General features: G+C 60.0%; 17 protein-coding genes. 11 read left to right on the forward strand and 6 right to left on the reverse strand.

Features of this window, described 5'->3' with window-relative positions; translation table 11 throughout:
- Window positions 1–149 precede the first annotated feature (149 nt).
- Window positions 150–1,136, forward strand: coding sequence for a helix-turn-helix domain-containing protein (locus tag ACR0KJ_RS10325; protein WP_480626610.1), 987 nt, complete (start codon window positions 150–152; stop codon window positions 1,134–1,136).
- Here the strand turns inward: ACR0KJ_RS10325 and ACR0KJ_RS10330 are convergent.
- The 5 genes from ACR0KJ_RS10330 to ACR0KJ_RS10350 form a co-directional block, all read right to left on the reverse strand.
- Complete coding sequence (locus ACR0KJ_RS10330; RefSeq protein WP_480626611.1) at window positions 1,120–2,322, reverse strand: acetate/propionate family kinase; 1,203 nt, start codon at window positions 2,320–2,322, stop codon at window positions 1,120–1,122. The genes ACR0KJ_RS10325 and ACR0KJ_RS10330 overlap by 17 nt on opposite strands.
- Window positions 2,319–3,716 (reverse strand): bifunctional enoyl-CoA hydratase/phosphate acetyltransferase, encoded by a 1,398-nt coding sequence (locus ACR0KJ_RS10335; RefSeq protein WP_170735861.1) that lies wholly within the window; start codon window positions 3,714–3,716, stop codon window positions 2,319–2,321. The genes ACR0KJ_RS10330 and ACR0KJ_RS10335 overlap by 4 nt, the downstream gene beginning before the upstream one ends.
- A gap of 156 nt (window positions 3,717–3,872) precedes the next feature.
- Window positions 3,873–6,050, reverse strand: a complete 2,178-nt coding sequence (locus tag ACR0KJ_RS10340; RefSeq protein WP_480626612.1) for a Tex family protein — start codon at window positions 6,048–6,050, stop codon at window positions 3,873–3,875.
- A gap of 77 nt (window positions 6,051–6,127) precedes the next feature.
- Window positions 6,128–7,819: a thiamine pyrophosphate-binding protein gene (locus ACR0KJ_RS10345; RefSeq protein ID WP_480626613.1), complete on the reverse strand. Its 1,692-nt coding sequence runs from the start codon at window positions 7,817–7,819 to the stop codon at window positions 6,128–6,130.
- Between the two features lie 255 nt (window positions 7,820–8,074).
- Window positions 8,075–9,334: a replication initiation protein gene (locus ACR0KJ_RS10350; RefSeq protein ID WP_480626614.1), complete on the reverse strand. Its 1,260-nt coding sequence runs from the start codon at window positions 9,332–9,334 to the stop codon at window positions 8,075–8,077.
- A 580-nt stretch (window positions 9,335–9,914) separates the two neighbouring features.
- On the opposite strand from ACR0KJ_RS10350, the gene ACR0KJ_RS10355 reads away from it, so the two are divergent.
- The 10 genes from ACR0KJ_RS10355 to ureG all read left to right on the forward strand — a co-directional run bounded on the left by ACR0KJ_RS10355 (window position 9,915) and on the right by ureG (window position 17,897).
- Window positions 9,915–11,300 carry an AAA family ATPase gene (locus ACR0KJ_RS10355; RefSeq protein ID WP_170524621.1) on the forward strand — a complete coding sequence of 462 codons (1,386 nt, stop codon included), beginning with the start codon at window positions 9,915–9,917 and terminating at the stop codon, window positions 11,298–11,300.
- Entirely contained in the window at window positions 11,293–12,360 is a 1,068-nt protein-coding gene (locus tag ACR0KJ_RS10360; RefSeq protein WP_480626615.1) for a ParB/RepB/Spo0J family partition protein, read from the forward strand. Before ACR0KJ_RS10355 ends, ACR0KJ_RS10360 begins: the two co-directional genes overlap by 8 nt.
- 476 nt (window positions 12,361–12,836) lie before the next feature.
- Window positions 12,837–13,604 (forward strand): urease accessory protein UreD, encoded by a 768-nt coding sequence (locus ACR0KJ_RS10365; RefSeq protein ID WP_480626616.1) that lies wholly within the window; start codon window positions 12,837–12,839, stop codon window positions 13,602–13,604.
- Window position 13,605: 1 nt separating this feature from the next.
- Window positions 13,606–13,908 (forward strand): urease subunit gamma, encoded by a 303-nt coding sequence (locus tag ACR0KJ_RS10370; protein ID WP_170453987.1) that lies wholly within the window; start codon window positions 13,606–13,608, stop codon window positions 13,906–13,908.
- A gap of 18 nt (window positions 13,909–13,926) precedes the next feature.
- Window positions 13,927–14,100: a hypothetical protein gene (locus tag ACR0KJ_RS10375; RefSeq protein ID WP_480626617.1), complete on the forward strand. Its 174-nt coding sequence runs from the start codon at window positions 13,927–13,929 to the stop codon at window positions 14,098–14,100.
- Window positions 14,097–14,426, forward strand: coding sequence for an urease subunit beta (locus tag ACR0KJ_RS10380; RefSeq protein ID WP_170453983.1), 330 nt, complete (start codon window positions 14,097–14,099; stop codon window positions 14,424–14,426). Before ACR0KJ_RS10375 ends, ACR0KJ_RS10380 begins: the two co-directional genes overlap by 4 nt.
- Complete coding sequence (ureC, locus tag ACR0KJ_RS10385; RefSeq protein WP_170453981.1) at window positions 14,404–16,164, forward strand: urease subunit alpha; 1,761 nt, start codon at window positions 14,404–14,406, stop codon at window positions 16,162–16,164. The genes ACR0KJ_RS10380 and ureC overlap by 23 nt, the downstream gene beginning before the upstream one ends.
- A gap of 17 nt (window positions 16,165–16,181) precedes the next feature.
- Window positions 16,182–16,634 carry an urease accessory protein UreE gene (ureE, locus tag ACR0KJ_RS10390; protein ID WP_170453979.1) on the forward strand — a complete coding sequence of 151 codons (453 nt, stop codon included), beginning with the start codon at window positions 16,182–16,184 and terminating at the stop codon, window positions 16,632–16,634.
- Window positions 16,618–17,271 (forward strand): urease accessory protein UreF, encoded by a 654-nt coding sequence (locus tag ACR0KJ_RS10395; protein ID WP_170453977.1) that lies wholly within the window; start codon window positions 16,618–16,620, stop codon window positions 17,269–17,271. The genes ureE and ACR0KJ_RS10395 overlap by 17 nt, the downstream gene beginning before the upstream one ends.
- The gene (ureG, locus tag ACR0KJ_RS10400) at window positions 17,268–17,897 is read left to right on the forward strand and encodes an urease accessory protein UreG (RefSeq protein WP_170453975.1); all 630 of its coding nucleotides are present in this window, start codon (window positions 17,268–17,270) and stop codon (window positions 17,895–17,897) included. The genes ACR0KJ_RS10395 and ureG overlap by 4 nt, the downstream gene beginning before the upstream one ends.
- On the opposite strand, the gene ACR0KJ_RS10405 is transcribed toward ureG, so the two are convergent.
- Complete coding sequence (locus ACR0KJ_RS10405; protein WP_170453973.1) at window positions 17,875–18,477, reverse strand: TetR/AcrR family transcriptional regulator; 603 nt, start codon at window positions 18,475–18,477, stop codon at window positions 17,875–17,877. The two genes, ureG and ACR0KJ_RS10405, sit on opposite strands and share 23 nt — an antisense overlap.
- Between the last annotated feature and the right edge of the window lie 4 nt (window positions 18,478–18,481).

Consider the following 18,481-nt stretch of genomic DNA (forward strand, 5'->3'; position numbering starts at 1 on the left):
CTCGTCTGCACATGCCCCCCAATGGACGCATACAAAGACGCAGCTGAATAACAACACAAACACAACCCCCCGCCACAGAAAGGCGGGGGGTCCACGAACCGCCCCAAGCATTTAGTAATAGTACGTTCCACTTGTAGAAAGGCATCGCAATGAAACATTACGTCCCTAACGATGCGTGCCTGGAACTGGCTGGATCAGTGTCGCCGCAGCCCCAAAAGCAGCGCGACGTTGACGTGTTTGTGGCAACCGATATTGCAGTCGCATCTACCGGAATGATTGCGGAATTCTTCCAGGCCCTTAACGCGTTTTCCGAAGACTATTCCTATCAGGTAAACATCCGCCAGATTGCACAGGAAAAACCGGGGAACCCGATCTTCTGGCACGGGCGGACCGCTATCTTCTGGGGGGATCTGGAAAATCACTGGACCTTGTCCCCCATGGAAAGAGCATGGACCGCGCAGGTGATCAGCCTGGCCCCCCGCACCATCCTTGTTGGAAGCGCCGTGTTGTTGCTGGCCGAAATCGGGCGTACGCACAAGAAATCCGTGGCGGTGCACCCGAACTTTGCCGCCGCCGCGCAGGAAAGCGGGCTGTGCATCTGTAGTGCTGACAGGCACCTGACTGCCGAGGGGCGCACGCATAGCGCCTCGACCCGGCTTGGTGCGTTGCGGTTGCTGGCTGATCTGGCCTCACTGGATCACGGGGCCTATATCGCGGACACGCTGCGCGCGTATATCGGCCTGACCGAGCCGGAAGCGCAGCACAAAAGCACTTTGGCCACACGGTTGATCCAAAGATCCGGCGCGGACCCGATGGTTTTGCACGCCGTTGATGCCATGCTGGCGCATATCGAGGACCCGCTGAAAATCCCCGATATTTCGCGCATTCTGGGAACCTCGACCCGACAGTTGCAGCGGCGGTTTCTGGAAAAAACCGGAACCAAACTGTTGTCGACCTACAAGGCCCTGCGGTTGGAACGGGCGCATGAGTTGCTGCGCCACACCGATCTGTCACAGCGCGAGATTTCGGCGGCGACCGGGTTTTCGTCGGTCACAACGCTGACCCGGTCGTTTCGCGACCGGTATCGCCTGACCCCGGACGCGATCCGCAGCCAGCGCTTTAGTGGCTGCCTCTAGCTGGGACATCCGAACCTGCCAGCAGATTGGCGGCGGCGCGGGCGATGACCAGTTCCTCATTCGTGGGTATCACCATTGTCACCACGCGGGACAGGTTGGTCGAGATGATCCGGTTGTTGTCTGCATTTGCGTCGGGATCAAGCTCGATCCCCAACCAGCCCATCCCGGTACAGACCCGGTCGCGCACAAGGCGTGAGTTCTCGCCAATGCCGCCGGTGAAGACCAGCGCATCGATACCGCCCAGAACCGCCGCCATCGCACCAAGTTCGCGCCGCAGACGGAAGGTGAAATAGCTGATCGCCTGTCGGCTTTCATGGGTGTCGGCCTTTTCCAGCGTGCGCATATCATTGGACAGACCCGACAGGCCCAGCAGGCCGGATTTTCGGAACAGCAGATCCGAGATTTCTGTGGCGCTCAGCCCCTCTTGCTCCATCAGGTACAGCACGACACCGGGATCAAGCTGACCGCAGCGGGTGCCCATCGGCAGCCCGTCCAAGGCCGAGAACCCCATGGTCGATCCGACTGAGCGCCCGCCGATCATCGCGCACATTGATGCCCCGTTGCCCAGATGCGCGACAACGACCCGGCCTTCATGCAGCAATGGCGCGGTATCCGCCATATGGCCCGAGATGTAGTCATAGCTGAGGCCGTGAAACCCGTAGCGACGTACACCTTTGTCATAATACTCGCGCGGCAGGGCGAAGACGTCATTCTCCCACGGGTGGTTGCGGTGAAAGGCGGTGTCGAAACAGGCGATCTGCGCCGCGTCGGGAAACCGTTCCATCGCCGCCCGCACCCCGGCCAGGTTATGCGGCTGGTGCAGCGGCGCGAAGGGCGAGAGTTTGTCCAGCGCCGCGATCGAGTCTGCGGTCAATGGCAAGGGCGTGTCGATATCCGGGCCACCATGGACGACACGGTGCCCGACCGCCGACACCTGCGCGGACGGATAGGTTCGGCTGAGAAAGCCCAGAACCCAATCCAGCGCTGCTGCATGGTCCGGCGTCTCGCCCGGGCTGCCATTTGCCAACGCCCTGCCGCTGGCCGATTTTGCAGTGACCGATACGCTCGCCTCGCCGATGCGCTCGACGGTGCCGGTGCATTTCTCGACCGGGTCGCCGGGGGCAAGTTCGTAGAACCCGAACTTCAGCGAGGATGACCCGGCATTCAGCGTCACAACATGGGTCATGCCCGCCCCTTCCCAACTGCTGAGATGCGCGCCTGATGCAGCGCCGCCACTGCGCAAGACGCAAGCCGCGCCTTGTCGTCATCCGCACGGCTGGTCAGGATGATCGGCACTTTGGCCCCCATGACCACCCCTGCCCCTTCGGCATTGGCGATATAGGTCAGTTGCTTGGCCATCATGTTGCCCGCATCCAGATTTGGCACGACCAGAATATCCGTGCGGCCCGCAACCTCGGACACGATGCCTTTGGTACGCGCGGCGGCAAGGCTGACCGCATTGTCCATCGCCAGCGGCCCATCGACCAAGCCGCCTTTGATCTGGCCGCGCTCGGCCATCTTGGACAGAAGTGCCGCATCGACCGAAGACCGGATCGCCGGGTTCACCGTCTCAATAGCCGACAACACCCCGGCGCGGGGCTGTTCGATGCCCAGCGACAGCGCCAGATCGATGGCGTTCTGGGTGATGTCGATCTTGGTCTCAAGATCCGGTTCAATGTTGATCGCCGCGTCGGTCACAAGCAAAGGCCGCGGCTGGCCGGGCACATCCATGACAAAGACATGGGTAAAGCGCCGACCGGTCCGCAGCCCCTGATCCCGGCGCAACGCGGCCTTAAGCAGCTCATCCGTGTGCAAATGCCCTTTCATCACGGCCTGCGCCCGCCCTTCGGCAACCAGATCAACGGCGGTATGTGCCGCGCCAAGGTGATCCATCACCGGCAGAATCTCGAACGCGTCCAGCGATTGACCGATCTCAGTCGCGGCGGCGTAGATTTTGTCCGGGTCACCGATCAGGATCGGTTGAATAATGGTCTCACGCGCCGCCAACAGGGCCCCACCCAATGAGTTCGCCTCTTCCGGGGCGACAATTGCGGTTGGCATCGGGTCCAATGGGCGCACCCGTTCCAGAAGGGCGTCGAAATGGCGATGACGTTTGACCACCAGGCCGGGCAGATCAACCTCGGCAAAGGTCATCTGTTTTTCCGGCGCAATCACGACGGCCTGCCCGCGCAGGATCACGGCCCCATCCGATGCCCGCGTGACGCTGGTGTCAAACACAACCTCGCGGTGGTCGCGCTTTTCCAGAACGGTGACTTTCGAGGTCAATTCGTCACCCGCATAGGCTTGCGCGACAAACTCGAAACTTTGGGATTTATACAGCGTGCCTGCGCCCGGCAGAACGTTGCCCAGCACCGCCGAGACCAGCGCGCCGACAAAGATCGCGGGGGCCAGCGCCTCGGGCTCATTGTCGCCGTCGCCGTCTTCATGCGCCAGATGCAGCGGGTTGTGATTGCCCGAGTTGTTGGCGAAGACATAGAAGTCGTCAACCGAACAGCTACGCGTGATTTCGGCGCTGTCACCGACCCTAAGCTGATCGTATGGTTTGTTGTGATATTGCATGTTTTTCAGTTACCTACGACCCCGGGGGTCGCCCATTTCCAAACAATCCGACCCGAGCGTCTTGCATTGTGTCAACCAAGTCCAGCCGGATGCAGCCCGGTTGCCGGCAGCGTATCATTGGCTGCTTAACGAATTTGCGACGTGTCTGCCCTTTGTTCACGCCCTGCGCCGCGTGTCGCCGCCCTTCTTGCGCATGGTCAGGCCGATGCGTTTGCGCGGCACATCCACTTCGACCACGCGCACTTTGACGACCTGACCGGTCTTGACCACCTCATGCGGGTCCTTGACGAAACGGTCCGCCAGTTGGCTGACATGGACCAGCCCGTCCTGATGCACGCCGATATCGACAAACGCCCCGAAGGCCGCGACGTTGGTGACGGTGCCTTCCAGCATCATGCCGGGTTTCAGGTCGGTGATCTCTTCCACCCCGTCCGTGAACGAGGCCGTGACGAAACTGGGTCGCGGGTCGCGGCCGGGTTTTTCCAATTCGGCAAAAATATCGCGCACGGTGGGCAGGCCGAACCTGTCATCCACAAACTGTTCCGCCCGCAGGCGTTTCAGGGCACCCTCATGCCCCATGATCTGCCGGATGTCCCGGCCACAGGCGGCGACCACACGGCGCGCGACGTCATACGCCTCGGGGTGAACCGAGGAGGCGTCCAGCGGCTCAGCCCCGTCCCGGATCCGCAGGAACCCGGCGCATTGTTCAAAGGCGCGGGGGCCAAGGCGGGCGACGTCCAGCAGATCCTTGCGCGACCGAAATGGTCCATTGATGTCCCGGTGGCTGACGATGGCCTCGGCCTGCGCCGGACCCAGACCCGACACATGCGACAGCAGCGGGGCCGAGGCGGTGTTCAGATCAACCCCCACCGCGTTCACCACATCCTCGATCACGGTTGCCAGCGACTGGGACAGGCGGTGCTGATCCACGTCGTGCTGGTATTGCCCCACGCCGATGGATTTCGGTTCGATCTTCACCAGTTCGGCCAGCGGGTCCTGCAATCGGCGGGCAATCGACACCGCTCCGCGCAGCGAGACGTCCAGATCGGGAAACTCGCGCGCCGCCAGTTCCGAGGCGGAATAGACCGAGGCCCCGGCCTCGGACACCACAACCTTGGTGGGTGCTTTCACGCTCTTGGGCAACAGGCTGATCGCGTCGGCCACCATCCGTTCGGTTTCGCGGCTGGCAGTGCCATTGCCGATGGCAATCAGTTCGATCTGATGGGCCGAGATCAGGTTCAGGATCGCCGCCTGCGCCCCGCGCAAATCGTTCTTGGGCTGAAACGGATAGAGCGTGTCTGTCGCCACAACCTTACCCGTTGCATCCACCACAGCCGCCTTCACCCCGGTCCGGATACCCGGATCCAGCCCCAATGTAGGCCGCGCGCCTGCGGGGGCGGCAAACAACACATCCTTGAGGTTGCGGGAAAAGACCTGAATAGCCTCGTCCTGCGCCCGGCTGCGCAGGTCGGCCATCAGCTCGACCATCATGCTCAGCGACAGCTTGACCCGCCAGGTCCAGCCCGCCACTTTGCGCAGCCACTTGTCGCCCGGCCCATCGCCGCGCGTCTGCAAATGGGCGGCCACAATCGTCTCGGCCCGCCCTGCACCAAATTCCGGCTCCGGCGCGATGTTCAGCGTTACGATCCCCTCTTTCGAGGCCCGCAGCATCGCCAGCGCCCGGTGCGAGGGGACGTCTGCCCACAACTCGGAATGGTCGAAATAGTCGCTGAACTTGGCGCCTTCGTTTTCCTTGCCCTCAATGACCTTGGCACTCAGATACGCCTCGCGCTGCATGAAGCCGCGTAACTCGCCCAAAAGGGCGGCGTTTTCGGTCAGCCGTTCGGTCAGAATATCCCGCGCCCCGTTTAGCGCGTCGCGCGGCGTAGGCACGGCGTCAGTAATATACCCGTTTGCCAGCGCCTCGGGATCAGCGAACCGATCCGCAAGGATGGCATCGGCCAGAGGCTCCAACCCGTTTTCGCGGGCGATCATCGCCTTGGTGCGGCGTTTGGGCTTATAGGGCAGATAGATGTCTTCAAGCTGCGCCTTGGTGTCGGCCTGTGCGATGGATTTGGCCAGATCGTCGCTCAGCTTGCCTTGATCCTTGATCGATTTCAGAATCGTGTCACGCCGCGCCTCAAGTTCGCGCAAATAGGTCAGGCGGTCGGACAGGGTGCGCAGCTGACCGTCATCCAGCCCGCCCGTTGCCTCTTTCCGATACCGCGCCACAAACGGCACCGTTGCACCGTCATCCAGCAGTTTGACCGCTGCATTCACCTGTTCGGGGCGGGCTTGAATCTCGGTGGCGATGGTGCGGGCGATACGGTCCAATGGGGCCTCCTGAAATCAAGTTGGACGCACTTCTTAGACAGCCCGTCCCACAAGGGAAAGAGGCCCCGAAACTTTTATCAGGAGCCCGCCTTCTGTGCTGCCTCGCGCATCTGGCTGAGGGTCTGGCGCGGAGTCAGCGCTTCGGCTGAGATGTTCAGATCCAAAACCGCCCCGCTGTCCGACGCCAGCGCCCGTTCGAACGCGGCCTTGAACTCCTCGGTCCGCTCAACCCGCTCAGCATGGTAACCGTAAGACCTTGCAAGTGCTGCGAAATCCGGGTTCTCCAGCGTCGTGCCCGAGACGCGAGCGGGATAGGCTTTTTCCTGATGCATCCGAATGGTGCCGTATGTGCCATTGTTCAGGATCAATACGATGGGCTGGGCCCCGGCCTGCATGGCGGTTCCAAGCTCCTGACAGTTCATCTGAAAATCACCATCCCCGGCAAAACAGACAACAGTCCGGTCCGTATGCGCGACCTTGGCGGCAACGGCAGCCGGAAGCCCATAGCCCATCGCCCCGGATTGCGGAGCCAGCAGCCGCTGGTTCGGGCCGTACTTGAAGAACTTGTTCGGCCAAACGGTAAAGTTGCCGGCACCATTGGTCAGGATCGCATCCTCGGGCAGACGGTCGCGCAGATAGGCCGAGACCTTACCCATATCCACGGGGCTGGGCAGGTCGGGCAGATCGAAAAATGCCTCATAATCCGCGCGGGCTCTGGCCCGCCAGTCCGCCCAGCTGCCTTGCACAACCTGTTGCGACATGGCCTGAGCAAAGGCATTCGGGCCGGATTGGACACCTAGGTCAGCAATGTAGACCTTTCCAATCTCGCGGTCCGAGGCGTGCACATGGATCAGCGTCTGATCCGGTTTGGGCACGTTCAGCAAGGTGTAGCCATCAGTTGTCATCTCTCCGAACCGCACGCCAATGGCCAGAATCACATCCGCGCCCTGGATCTGTGCTCGGGTCGCCGGTGTCATGCCGGTCCCGGCGTCACCCACATAGCTGGGCGAGTGGTTGTCCAGGATGTCCTGAAACCGGAAGGCGGCGATCACCGGAATATCGGCGGCTTCGGCAAATCGCTGCAAAGCCGTGCTGCCCTCGGCCCGCCAGCCACCACCACCAATCAGGATCAGCGGGCGTTTTGCGGTCGAGAGTTTGGACACAACCGCCGCAATCGCGTCGGGCGTTGGGCCGGGTTCGTGAACCGGCGCAGGGCCCGTCAACGCGGGGACGTCTGTTACTTCGGTCAGCATATCCTCGGGCAAGGCGACAACCACTGGGCCGGGGCGGCCTGATATTGCGGTGGTCCAGGCGCGGGCGATGATCTCGGGGATGCGGTCCACCGTTTCGATCTCAGTCACCCATTTGGCAACGGTGCCGAAATAGGCGCGATAGTCGATCTCCTGAAACGCCTCGCGCCCTTTCATGTCCGTACCGACCTGTCCAACAAACAGGATCATCGGGGCGCTGTCCTGCATCGCCGTGTGCACGCCAATCGAGGCATTGGTCGCGCCCGGTCCTCGGGTCACAAAGCAGATACCGGGCTGACCGGTCAGCTTGCCGTAAGCCGAAGCCATGAACGCAGCACCACCTTCATTCCGGCATAAGGTGAAATCCAGCGCGCCGTTTGTATCCCGCCTTGTGCTGCTTGTGTCATGCAGCGCGTCCAGAACTGCCAGATAGCTTTCACCGGGAACGCCAAAACTGTGCCGCGCCCCAAGCGCCTGCAGGCATTCCACCAGTACCACACCGCCATTTCGTTGCGTCATCTCGGATCTGTCCTTCGAACCTGTCTGCGGCATTGCGCAATCTCTGACGGGCAACTTGACCTAAGGGCGCGGCATACGCAAACGGGGAAATTCCTGATTTTGCGGTTTTGATATTTGGGGTCGTATTGCGCGCGAGGGTTTCATCCTAAGGATCAAAAGGACTTAGAGCTATTTGGTTTTTAATAATCATTATTTCGGATTTATGCACACCACATTGGGCGGGCGCGTTGGACAGACAAGCCGGATGCGGGCGATTTACTCAAAGGCCTCTGGCTCCAGGTCCTGCCAAAAGGCAAAGATTGCCGCCGCGTTCAGACCGGATCGCCACCCATGTGCGCGGAAATGTTCCCGATCCAGGTCATTGTCCAGCCCGGCCAAGAACAAACGCTTGTCGGCATCTCTCTGCGTGGGGTTTCGCCGCGAAACCAGTTCTTCGACAATCGAGAGCTTTCGCGCCCTTTCGGATCGCTCGGCCACCCGCGCGGCATAGGCCCGATCTTCCTCAGCCCGTTCTTCCTGACGCTGTTCCGCCGCGGCCAGAGCCTGTGGGCTTGGCTCTGGTTTCGGGTCCGGATCGGGTGGCTGGTAATCATCGCGCAGCGCAGCCGATAGGTAGCCCAGCGTTGATTTTACACCCCCCTGCCCGCTTACATAGTCCAGCTTTTGCCGCACATAGTCTTCCCCATGTTCAGCAATCCACTGCCGCGCCAACCTGTCGGATACCCCCTGATCGCGCAGCGTCTTGTAGATCGGCAGGTTGCGAACGCCGTCGCTGTCATCAATCTCGAACATCGCTTTCTGTGGATTGCCCTTGATACGGAATCGGATGTCCGTGACGGTGCGACCCTTCTTCTTGAATTCCGGATCAATCAGAATGTCCGAGCTTTTGTTCACCTCGGCCACCGCCGGTTTGATGATCTTGGCGTTCAGATGCTTGAAGCTGCTGTAATAGTCGCTGCCATCCACGCCCATCAACTTTCGGAACACGTCCAGCGCCCACCACCCTGTCGAGCCCGTTCTGACAAAACGATAGCAATTCTCATACAATGCCAGGCCATGGCCTGAACTGAAATTCCGCTGAATCTGCACATTGATGAGGGCATAGATCTTGGGGTCATAAAGCTTCTGCGCCAACGCCGGGGAATAGGCATATTCGCACACCCCGTTCTTCAGCTTGGCAAAACTCAGCAAGGACGAGACGCCCCATTCCTGACGGCCCTGTTCATCCAGCATATCCCACTCGGCTACGGTTTCCGCCAAAGCGCGCAGGCTGGCGCGCAGTGTATCGAAGTCGTTGGAATTGTAACCGACCATCATGGCCAGGGTTCTGGCGTCAATCGTATGGGTGGGGGCCGAGGTTAGCGCATCATAGGCATTCAGCAACAACACATTGGATAGCTTGCGCTGCAACAGCGTCAGCTTGCCGCTGATATGAATCGCGGCGACATTCTTTTTCACCGTCTCCCGGCGCAGCGCACCAGAGAGGGTATCCATGTCCAATAATGTATCCGGCATGATTCTGCCTGACTGCTCGTTTTGATATTTGTGCCATGAAAGGTACCCAATGATCAATCTTCTTTGGGTGCCCAAATACAGGATGAAGGGAATCCCGTAGACAGGTACCTAATGACTCTGCACCGAGAGTTATCCCCAGGGCAGGGACTCGGCGAAGACTGGATGCCGCTCAAAACGACTCGTCAACCTGTTCCGAGGGGCAGGATTAGGCTCTGATTTCGCCTGTTTTTTTGAATACCGCGAATCGGGCCCCCTCTTCCCGGATTCTGGCGCTTTTCGTCCTGCAAACAGGAACCTATTGTCCTGAAAACGGGTTCCTTTCGTACCGTATTGAGGTCCGGTAGTGCATTCATCTCATTGTTATCATTAGTAGTTTTGGGCCCAAAGAATCTAAAACTTCTAAATAGAATAAACTCTTTGTTGCGCCTTTTTTTGTTTTAAGAACTGGTTTCGCGACGAAACTCGGTCATTTGATGTATTTCTGTGAAAAAAACCGCAATGAAGGATAGCCGCCAGACAAAATGTTCGCTACATTTTGGAATATACGCTGGTAAGGCGAACATTATCCGAGGCATCGACAGTGAACAAATCCAACCAACCTCCCGTGCCGCCCTATTTGAATCTTGATCCAGAGGCCGCGGCAACCAAGTTGCCTGATCCTATCGGGACATCTCGATTCGCAAAAGCGGCCACATTCTGCGCCAAGGGACGAGAAGACCTTGCCCGCCGTGGCTATGCCCCTGATGGAGAAAAACGGCTGCGGCGGTTTTCCATATGGGAAATCACCAAGTATCTTATTCCAGTCGCCCCCGCCCATCTGAGACGGGTTCTGAAGGCCAATCCCGACCTGCCCCAGGGTGAGGGCGAGGCCGGATCCAAATGGTTCACTTTGGAAGAGGTTCTGACCCTGCGCCAGCATTTCGCGGCTGAAGGCGTCAGCACAAAGGAATATCTGCCGTATCGTCCGGAGGGCCTTCCGGCAAAGGTCGTCGCCGTCGCCAATTTCAAGGGTGGTGTCGGAAAGACCTCGACCGCCGCTCATTTGGCGATGTCCGCCGCGCTGGACGGCTACAAGGTTCTCGTGATCGATTTGGACAGCCAGGGGTCCATGACCTCGATCCTTGGTGGTCGCGTCGCGGATGAGTGGCAAACGGTTTTTCCATTGATCGCCAAAGACTATGCGCGCGCCGTGCAAGAGGAAAACAGGGTTCGCAGCGCGGCGGGTCAACCCGAAATCCCCTTGGACGAAACGCTGCAAGAGGCCCTGACCACCCTGCCCCGCGATGTCATTCAAAAGACGCACTGGCCCAATATCGATCTGATCGGCGCGCAGCTGAACCTGTATTGGGCCGAGTTCCAGATTCCCGTCTGGCGCATGGGCCTGCGCAGCTGGCCTCTTTGGGATGGGTTGACGAACTTCCTGCAAGACGAGGGCGTTCTGAATGATTACGACATCGTATTCCTCGATACCCCTCCTGCACTTGGGTACCTAACGATCAACGCGTTGGCCGCGGCGGATATTCTGTTGGTGCCGCTTGGGGCGTCATTCCTGGAGTTTGATTCGACGGGCCGGTTCTTCGACATGCTGTATACGACTTTTGCCAGCATCGAAGATGGCGAGAATGCCGCGCAACGGGCGGCAGGTTTACCCGAACTTAAGTTCGAATGGGATGTAGTCCGGGCAATCATCACGCGCTTTGACGCCAGTCAGCAGACCGACATGGCAAATGTCATACAGGCTTATTTCGGGGATTTCATGAATGCCTACCGTCAGGACTATACCGCTTTGGTCGGGCAGGCGGGGGAGCAAGTGAATGGGATTTACGAAGCGGATTACCGCGATTTCAACCGCGACACCTATGTGCGAGGCCGCGAGACCTTTGACCGGACTTATGCGGAATTCAAAGAGGTTCTGATCGGGTGCTGGTGGCGCGATGCTCAGATGGGAGGAGAGGCAGATGGCTAAACGCAGAAGACTGACCGCCCCGGACACGGCGGAACTGGAACAGCTCGAGGCTGGTTTCGTCGCGAAACCTTCGATCAGCCCGTTTGATACAAAATCCCCGGCACCGCCGATTGCACAGGTTGCGGCCGAGGCTGCGTCTTTGAACGGGATGGCTGCGGTGACGGACAGGGTCGCACTGGCGCAGGACCAAACAGATGCCGCCGCCTGGCGCGACGCAAAAGACGCTGGTCTGGTGGCGCAAAAGCTGGCCCTGGACGATATTGATGCCGACTACATCCGACGGGACCGCATGGTCGAGGATGAAGAGGCAATGGCCGAGTTGCTGGAGTCCTTGCGCGTCCACGGCCTTCGCACACCGATCGAGGTTACACCGGACGGTGAGGGGTATGGCCTTATTTCCGGGTTTAGACGCCTGGATGCCTTCCGGCGTCTGGCCAAAACCGATCCGAGATTTGCGGCGATCCCGGCTTTTGTGCGCAACGCCGAGACAGGGCAGGGTGCCTATGTTTCGATGGTCGAAGAGAACGAACTGCGCGCCAACCTGAGCCCGTATGAGCGCGGTCGGATCGCTGTTCTGGCCGCAGGGCAGGGGGTTTTCGACTCCACCGAAGCCGCAGTGGACGTTTTGTTTGCAGCCGCGTCCAAGGCCAAACGTTCCAAGGTGCGCAGCTTTGCCAGTGTTCACGAGGCGCTGGGGGATTTGCTGCAGCATCCCATCGCCTTGACCGAGAAGGCCGGTCTGAAGCTCGCGGCCGCATTGCGGGATGGGGCGCAAGCCAAACTGCGGCAGGCCCTAGCAGGTGCAGATGTTCTGGATGCCAAGGCGGAATGGTCCTTGCTGGAAAATGCGCTCAGGGACGCGCCCGAACCGTCCAGAGACAAAACGCGTGGCGGACGACCGCAACAGGTTGAGCGTTTGGCACCGGTCAGTCTTCCGGGTGGTGGGGAAATTCAGGCAGAGGTCTCGGCAGGCGAACTGCGCCTTCGCATTCGCGGGCGCAACTTGTCTGCAGATGATGCGGCGTGGATCGTTGAGCAGATTGCAGAGCACATGCTCTGACCTCGGTTTCGCAACGAAACTGAGGGGCAATCTAGGAGACTAGTTCCAACCTGGTTTGGGCCTTTCATTGAGGGTTTCAAGTTGTGCGCATTAATGTCAGAAAAAGAGCATTATGTGCATCGCCTCATTGTTTGAGAATGCACCTCTAAAGCAGGCGAAGGTCCAACTCCGAGACTGTCGCGAAGCAAAAAAACTGGAAGGTGCGGGGTGTGATGCGCTAATATTGAACGCGACCATTCAATAAGGTCGTCGATACAAGTTTGAGCAAAAACTGGGCGAATGGCGTCAATTCGCACAGGATTTAAGCAGATCGACAGGAGAATCGGCAGGTCCAGGGCGCAGTTCATAGAGTTCACTGCAACAGGCGGCGACAAATTTCCCGCAGCCTTGAAGCATGAGCCGTTCCCATCACCCAGACCATCCCGATATCGTCCCCCAATTTGGCCAATCCGCCCCGCGCCGTGGGCAGGGTCTTTTTGTCCAGCAAGGCACTGGGCCGCAAAACAGTCATCGACGGGTTCCAGCAGTCGGGCTCGTACAAGTGCATGTTCCCGCGCGCGCAGGACCTGGGTCTGGAGGCCGTTTTGCTCAACACGGCCGGTGGGATCACCGGAGGCGATCAGTTCCGCTTTACCGGGCAGATAGCCCCTTACACGACAGTGACTTTGACAACCCAAGCGTGTGAGCGGGTTTACAAGGCGCAGCCTGGACAAGTTGGTACCGTCAGAAACACGATCAAGGTGGGCGGGGGGGCGCGCCTGAACTGGCTGCCGCAAGAGACGATCCTCTATGACAACAGCGCTCTGAATCGGCGTCTGATCGTCGATCTCGATCCCGGCGCGCAGGCGCTGGTGGTCGAGCCGCTGATCTTCGGGCGGCAGGCCATGGGCGAAACCCTCGGCGATATACGCTTGTGGGACCACATCGAACTCCGCCTCGGCAATCAGCCACTGTTTCTGGACGCAATCCGGTTTGAAGGTGATCTGAATGCGCATCTTGGCAGGCCCGACATTGGGGGCGGGGCAGGGGCTATGGCGTTGGTCATTCTGGCCTCGACCTCGGCAGGCGGACTTCTGCAAGCAGTGCGGGAAATACTGCCGGACACCGGAGGTGCCAGCCTTATCCGCGAAGGCCTGATGGTGGTTCGGATACTGGCGCCCAGCGGGTTCGCGTTGCGCCGCATTTTGCTGCCGGTCCTGCGACGATTGAATTCCGAAACTCTCCCACGATGCTGGATGCTGTGACATGAACCTGACCCCGCGTGAAAAAGACAAACTGCTGATCGCCATGGCCGCCGAGGTCGCCCGCAAGCGTTTGGCGCGGGGCGTCAAGCTGAACCACCCCGAGGCGATCGCCCTGATCACCGATGCGGTGGTCGAAGGCGCGCGGGATGGGCGCTCGGTCGCTGACATGATGCAGGCCGGGGCCGAAGTCATCACACGCGATCAATGCATGGAGGGCGTGCCCGAGATGATCCTCGACGTACAGGTCGAGGCCACGTTTCCGGACGGAACCAAGCTTGTGACCGTCCACAACCCTATTCGCTAACCCATACAGGAGGTCCAAATGAACCGTATGCTGTTTCCCGCCCTTGTCCTGTCCGGCCCGGCGCTGGCCCACTCGGACACCCATATTCACGCTCATGGCAGCGATTACGTCGCGCTGGGTGTTGGGCTGGGTGTTGGGCTGGCCCTGATCGCGCTGGTCGCCATCACTCTGATATCCAAACTGCCCAAATGATCCCGGGTGAGGTCATTCCGGCGAAGGGGTCGCTGACGCTCAATGCCGGGCGCAGCAGTCGTTTGATTGCGGTTGCAAATACGGGTGATCGCCCGGTTCAGGTTGGCAGCCATTATCACTTTGCCGAGGCGAACTCGGCACTTGATTTTGATCGCTATGCCGCATTGGGGATGCGGCTTGATATTCCGGCCGGGACAGCCGTGCGGTTCGAGCCGGGGCAAACGCGCGAGGTCATGCTGGTTCCGTACGAAGGGCGTCGGCACATTTACGGTTTCAACATGCATATCATGGGGGCTTTGAGAGATGCCGGGCAAGATCAGCCGTAGTGATTATGCCGCCATGTTCGGGCCAACGGTGGGCGACAGGGTGCGTCTGGCCGATACCGATCTGATTATCGAGGTTGAACAGGACCTGATCGTGGATCGCGCCACAGCGGCCCGGTTCACCGAAACCGGGCATCGCAACGCGGTCTATGGCGAAGAGGTCAAGTTTGGTGGCGGCAAGGTGATCCGCGACGGGATGGGGCAGTCTCAGGTCACGCGGGCCGAGGGGGCCGTGGATACGGTCATCACCAACGCGCTGATCGTCGATCACTCGGGCATATACAAGGCGGATGTGGGCCTGAAAGATGGGCGTATTGCGAAGATCGGTAAGGCCGGGAACCCGGACACGCAGCCCGGTGTCGACATTGTCATCGGACCGGGGACCGAGGTTATTGCGGGCGAGGGGCGCATTCTGACCGCCGGTGGATTCGACAGCCATATCCACTTTATTTGCCCGCAACAGATTGAAGACGCGCTGCATTCCGGTCTGACGACCATGTTGGGCGGCGGCACCGGCCCGGCTCATGGCACTTTGGCCACCACATGCACGCCCGGCCCCTGGCATATCGGGCAGATGTTGCAGGCGGCAGACGCCTTTCCGATGAACCTGGCCTTTGCGGGTAAGGGCAACGCCTCGCTGCCCGCCGCGCTTGAGGAACAGGTCAAGGGCGGGGCCTGCGCGTTGAAACTGCACGAAGATTGGGGGACAACGCCCGCCGCCATCGACTGTTGTCTGTCTGTGGCGGATGCGATGGACGTGCAGGTGATGATCCACACCGATACGCTAAACGAATCCGGTTTCGTGGAAAACACGGTGGCTGCGATGAAAGGCCGGACGATCCATGCCTTCCACACCGAAGGCGCGGGTGGCGGCCATGCGCCGGACATCATCAAGATCTGTGGCGAGAATCACGTTCTGCCCTCATCCACCAACCCGACGCGGCCCTTCACAGTGAATACGGTGGAAGAGCATTTGGATATGTTGATGGTCTGCCACCACCTCGACAAATCCATCCCCGAGGACGTGGCCTTTGCCGAAAGCCGCATCCGGCGCGAGACCATTGCCGCCGAGGATATCCTGCACGACATGGGCGCGTTCAGCATCATTGCGTCCGACAGTCAGGCCATGGGCCGGGTGGGGGAGGTGCTGATCCGCACCTGGCAAACCGCCGACAAGATGAAGAAGCAGCGCGGACGCCTGCCCGAGGAAACCGGCGACAACGATAACCTGCGCGTTCGTCGCTACATTGCGAAATACACCATCAATCCGGCCATCGCGCACGGCCTGAGCCATGAAATTGGCAGTATCGAAGAAGGCAAACGCGCCGATCTGGTGCTGTGGAACCCAGCGTTTTTCGGGGTGAAGCCCGAGATGGTTTTGCTGGGTGGGACCATCGCCTGTGCACAGATGGGGGACCCGAACGCCTCGATCCCGACGCCGCAGCCGGTCTATAGCCGTCCGATGTTCGGGGCCTATGGCCGCTCGGTCGAGCATTCGGCGATCACCTTTGTCTCGGCAGCGGCACAGGCCGACGGGATTGGTGACGCGCTTGGTTTGGCCAAGCAAACGGTTGCCGTGCGAAACACGCGAAACATCGGCAAGCGGGACCTGTTGCTGAACGATGCAACCCCGCATATCGAGGTCGATCCCGAAACCTATGAGGTCCGCGCAGATGGCGAATTGCTGACCTGCCAACCGGCCGAGGTTTTACCGATGGCGCAACGCTATTTCATGTTCTGAGATTGGAAGAGGCCCCGATGACACCCGATATAAAAACCGCCCGCATCTATCACGATCATACCCATGCCCCTGCCCATGCGCAGGTTTCGCTGGACTATGACGGCCGGTTCCTGCGCCGCAAGATGCTGGCCACCGATGATGGTGAGGCGTTTCTGGTCGATCTGGCGCAGACGCTGTCGCTGGATCACGGCGGCGTTCTTGTTCTGGAAGATGGGCGCGAGATCGAAGTGGTGGCCGCGCCCGAAGATCTGCTGGAAGTCAGCGGAGACAACCTGCTGCGCCTGGCCTGGCATATCGGCAACCGCCACACGCCCTGCCAGATCGAACCGGGCCGTTTGCTGATCCAGCGCGATCATGTGATCCGGGACATGCTGGACAAACTGGGTGCCACCACGCGCGAGGTTGTGGAACCCTTCACCCCGGAAGGCGGGGCTTACGGGCACGGCAGGACCCATGGCCACGCCCACTGACGCCGATATCCTGACGCTGAACCAGTGGCTGTCACCCGCCTATCCGGTGGGCGGGTTCGCCTATTCGCACGGGCTGGAATGGGCCATCGATAGCGGGGCCGTGACGGATGCCAACAGCGCGGGCGCATGGATTTCGGATGTGCTGAACCATGGCTCGGTCCGGAATGACGCTTTGTTTCTTGTGGCGGCTTATAATGCCAACTCGAAGAAGGAACTGACCGAGATCGACGCAACCGCACGCGCCTTCTGCGCCTCGTCCGAGCGGTTGATGGAAACGCAGCTTTTGGGTGAGGCGTTCTGTGGTGTCACAGCACAGGTTTGGGAGGTGGATCTGGCCGGCCTGACCTATCCGGTTGCGGTCGGACGTGCCGCGCGTCTGCATGGTTTGCCTCTGCTCCTGACGACACAGATGTTCGTGCAATCCTTCATGTCGAACCTTGTGGCATGTGCCACGCGGTTGGTTCCCCTTGGCCAGACCGAGGCGCAACGGCTGATCCGAGACCTGACACCGCTATGCTCCAGACTGGCGACCGAAGCGCAGGATCAAGGGCTCGAGGCGCTTAGCTCGACCGCGTTTCTGTCCGATATCGCGTCAATGAAACATGAAACCCAATATTCAAGGATGTTCCGAACATGACCCAGATGAATGGCCCTTTGCGGGTTGGGATTGGCGGCCCGGTTGGGGCTGGAAAGACAACGCTGACAGCCGCCTTGTCCGAGGCGTTGCGCGATACGCATTCGGTTGGTGTGATCACCAATGACATATATACGCAGGAGGACGCCGAGGCCCTGATGCGGATGCAAATCCTGCCGCAGGACCGGATTATCGGCGTGGAAACAGGCGGTTGCCCCCACACTGCGATCCGCGAGGATGCTTCGATCAATCTGGCAGCAGTGGCCGAGATGCAAACACGCCACCCGGATGTTGAACTTGTGCTGATCGAAAGCGGTGGCGACAACCTGTCGGCGACCTTCAGCCCTGAACTGGCGGATGTGACACTTTACGTGATCGACGTGGCGGCGGGTGAGGAGATCCCGCGCAAAGGTGGGCCAGCGATCACGAAATCGGACGTTCTGATCATCAACAAAACCGATCTGGCCCCGCATGTGGGCGCGTCGCTTGAGGTAATGGAACGCGACGCGACCAGAATGCGCAATGGCCGCCCGTTTGTGTTCTCGTCATTGCGGCAAAGGGAAGGAATTGGTGCGATCGTAGAACTTCTGACCTCGATCGGCGGGCTCAGGGCACCGGACGCGGCGTGATGGTCTGGCCGTCGTGCTGACAGCGGGCCTGCAATAACTCTACCGCCAGATCAAAGGGCGCGACGTTGCTTTCCGCGCGGGCTGTCAAATGCGCGCCTTCCAGCAAGGCAAGGGTCGCGCGGGCCTCGGCCGGGGGGCGGCCCAGATTGCGAATACTGTTGTCCGTCTGCGCAAGCTCGAAAATGCCCGTCAGACGGGCCACCATCATGGCGCGGAAGTCGTTGATTTTCTGGATGACTTCGTCTGACAGGCTTTCACGACTGCTGATCAGCGCGACACACAGGCAGAGCGTTTTGCCATCGTTCAACGCATCCCGATACAACGCGATAACGGACAGCAGACGTTGCGCGGCGGTGGGGCAGGTTTCGTCGATCCGGTCGCATTCGCCTTGCAAGGTTGCGTGATAGCGGTCCATCAAGGCCACCGAGAGGGCGGCTTTGGTCGGAAAGTGATAGTGGATCGACGCCTTGCGGATACCGACCGCAACGGCCAGATCGGCATAGCTGAACCCATCGAAACCGCGCGCGCGCGCGGCGTGTTCGGCGACATCCAGAAGGGCGGTTTTGGTGTCTGGTCTCATAGTG

This window comes from Ruegeria sp. AD6 (assembly GCF_056542325.1).

Coding starts and splice junctions, on each gene's coding strand:
- ACR0KJ_RS10325 (WP_480626610.1), top strand. CDS start 150: ATGAAACATTACGTCCCTAACGATGCGTGCCTGGAACTGGCTGGATCA.
- ACR0KJ_RS10330 (WP_480626611.1), bottom strand. CDS start 2,322: ATGACCCATGTTGTGACGCTGAATGCCGGGTCATCCTCGCTGAAGTTC.
- ACR0KJ_RS10335 (WP_170735861.1), bottom strand. CDS start 3,716: ATGCAATATCACAACAAACCATACGATCAGCTTAGGGTCGGTGACAGC.
- ACR0KJ_RS10345 (WP_480626613.1), bottom strand. CDS start 7,819: ATGACGCAACGAAATGGCGGTGTGGTACTGGTGGAATGCCTGCAGGCG.
- ACR0KJ_RS10350 (WP_480626614.1), bottom strand. CDS start 9,334: ATGCCGGATACATTATTGGACATGGATACCCTCTCTGGTGCGCTGCGC.
- ACR0KJ_RS10360 (WP_480626615.1), top strand. CDS start 11,293: ATGGCTAAACGCAGAAGACTGACCGCCCCGGACACGGCGGAACTGGAA.
- ACR0KJ_RS10370 (WP_170453987.1), top strand. CDS start 13,606: ATGAACCTGACCCCGCGTGAAAAAGACAAACTGCTGATCGCCATGGCC.
- ACR0KJ_RS10375 (WP_480626617.1), top strand. CDS start 13,927: ATGAACCGTATGCTGTTTCCCGCCCTTGTCCTGTCCGGCCCGGCGCTG.
- ACR0KJ_RS10380 (WP_170453983.1), top strand. CDS start 14,097: ATGATCCCGGGTGAGGTCATTCCGGCGAAGGGGTCGCTGACGCTCAAT.
- ureC (WP_170453981.1), top strand. CDS start 14,404: ATGCCGGGCAAGATCAGCCGTAGTGATTATGCCGCCATGTTCGGGCCA.
- ureE (WP_170453979.1), top strand. CDS start 16,182: ATGACACCCGATATAAAAACCGCCCGCATCTATCACGATCATACCCAT.
- ACR0KJ_RS10395 (WP_170453977.1), top strand. CDS start 16,618: ATGGCCACGCCCACTGACGCCGATATCCTGACGCTGAACCAGTGGCTG.
- ureG (WP_170453975.1), top strand. CDS start 17,268: ATGACCCAGATGAATGGCCCTTTGCGGGTTGGGATTGGCGGCCCGGTT.
- ACR0KJ_RS10405 (WP_170453973.1), bottom strand. CDS start 18,477: ATGAGACCAGACACCAAAACCGCCCTTCTGGATGTCGCCGAACACGCC.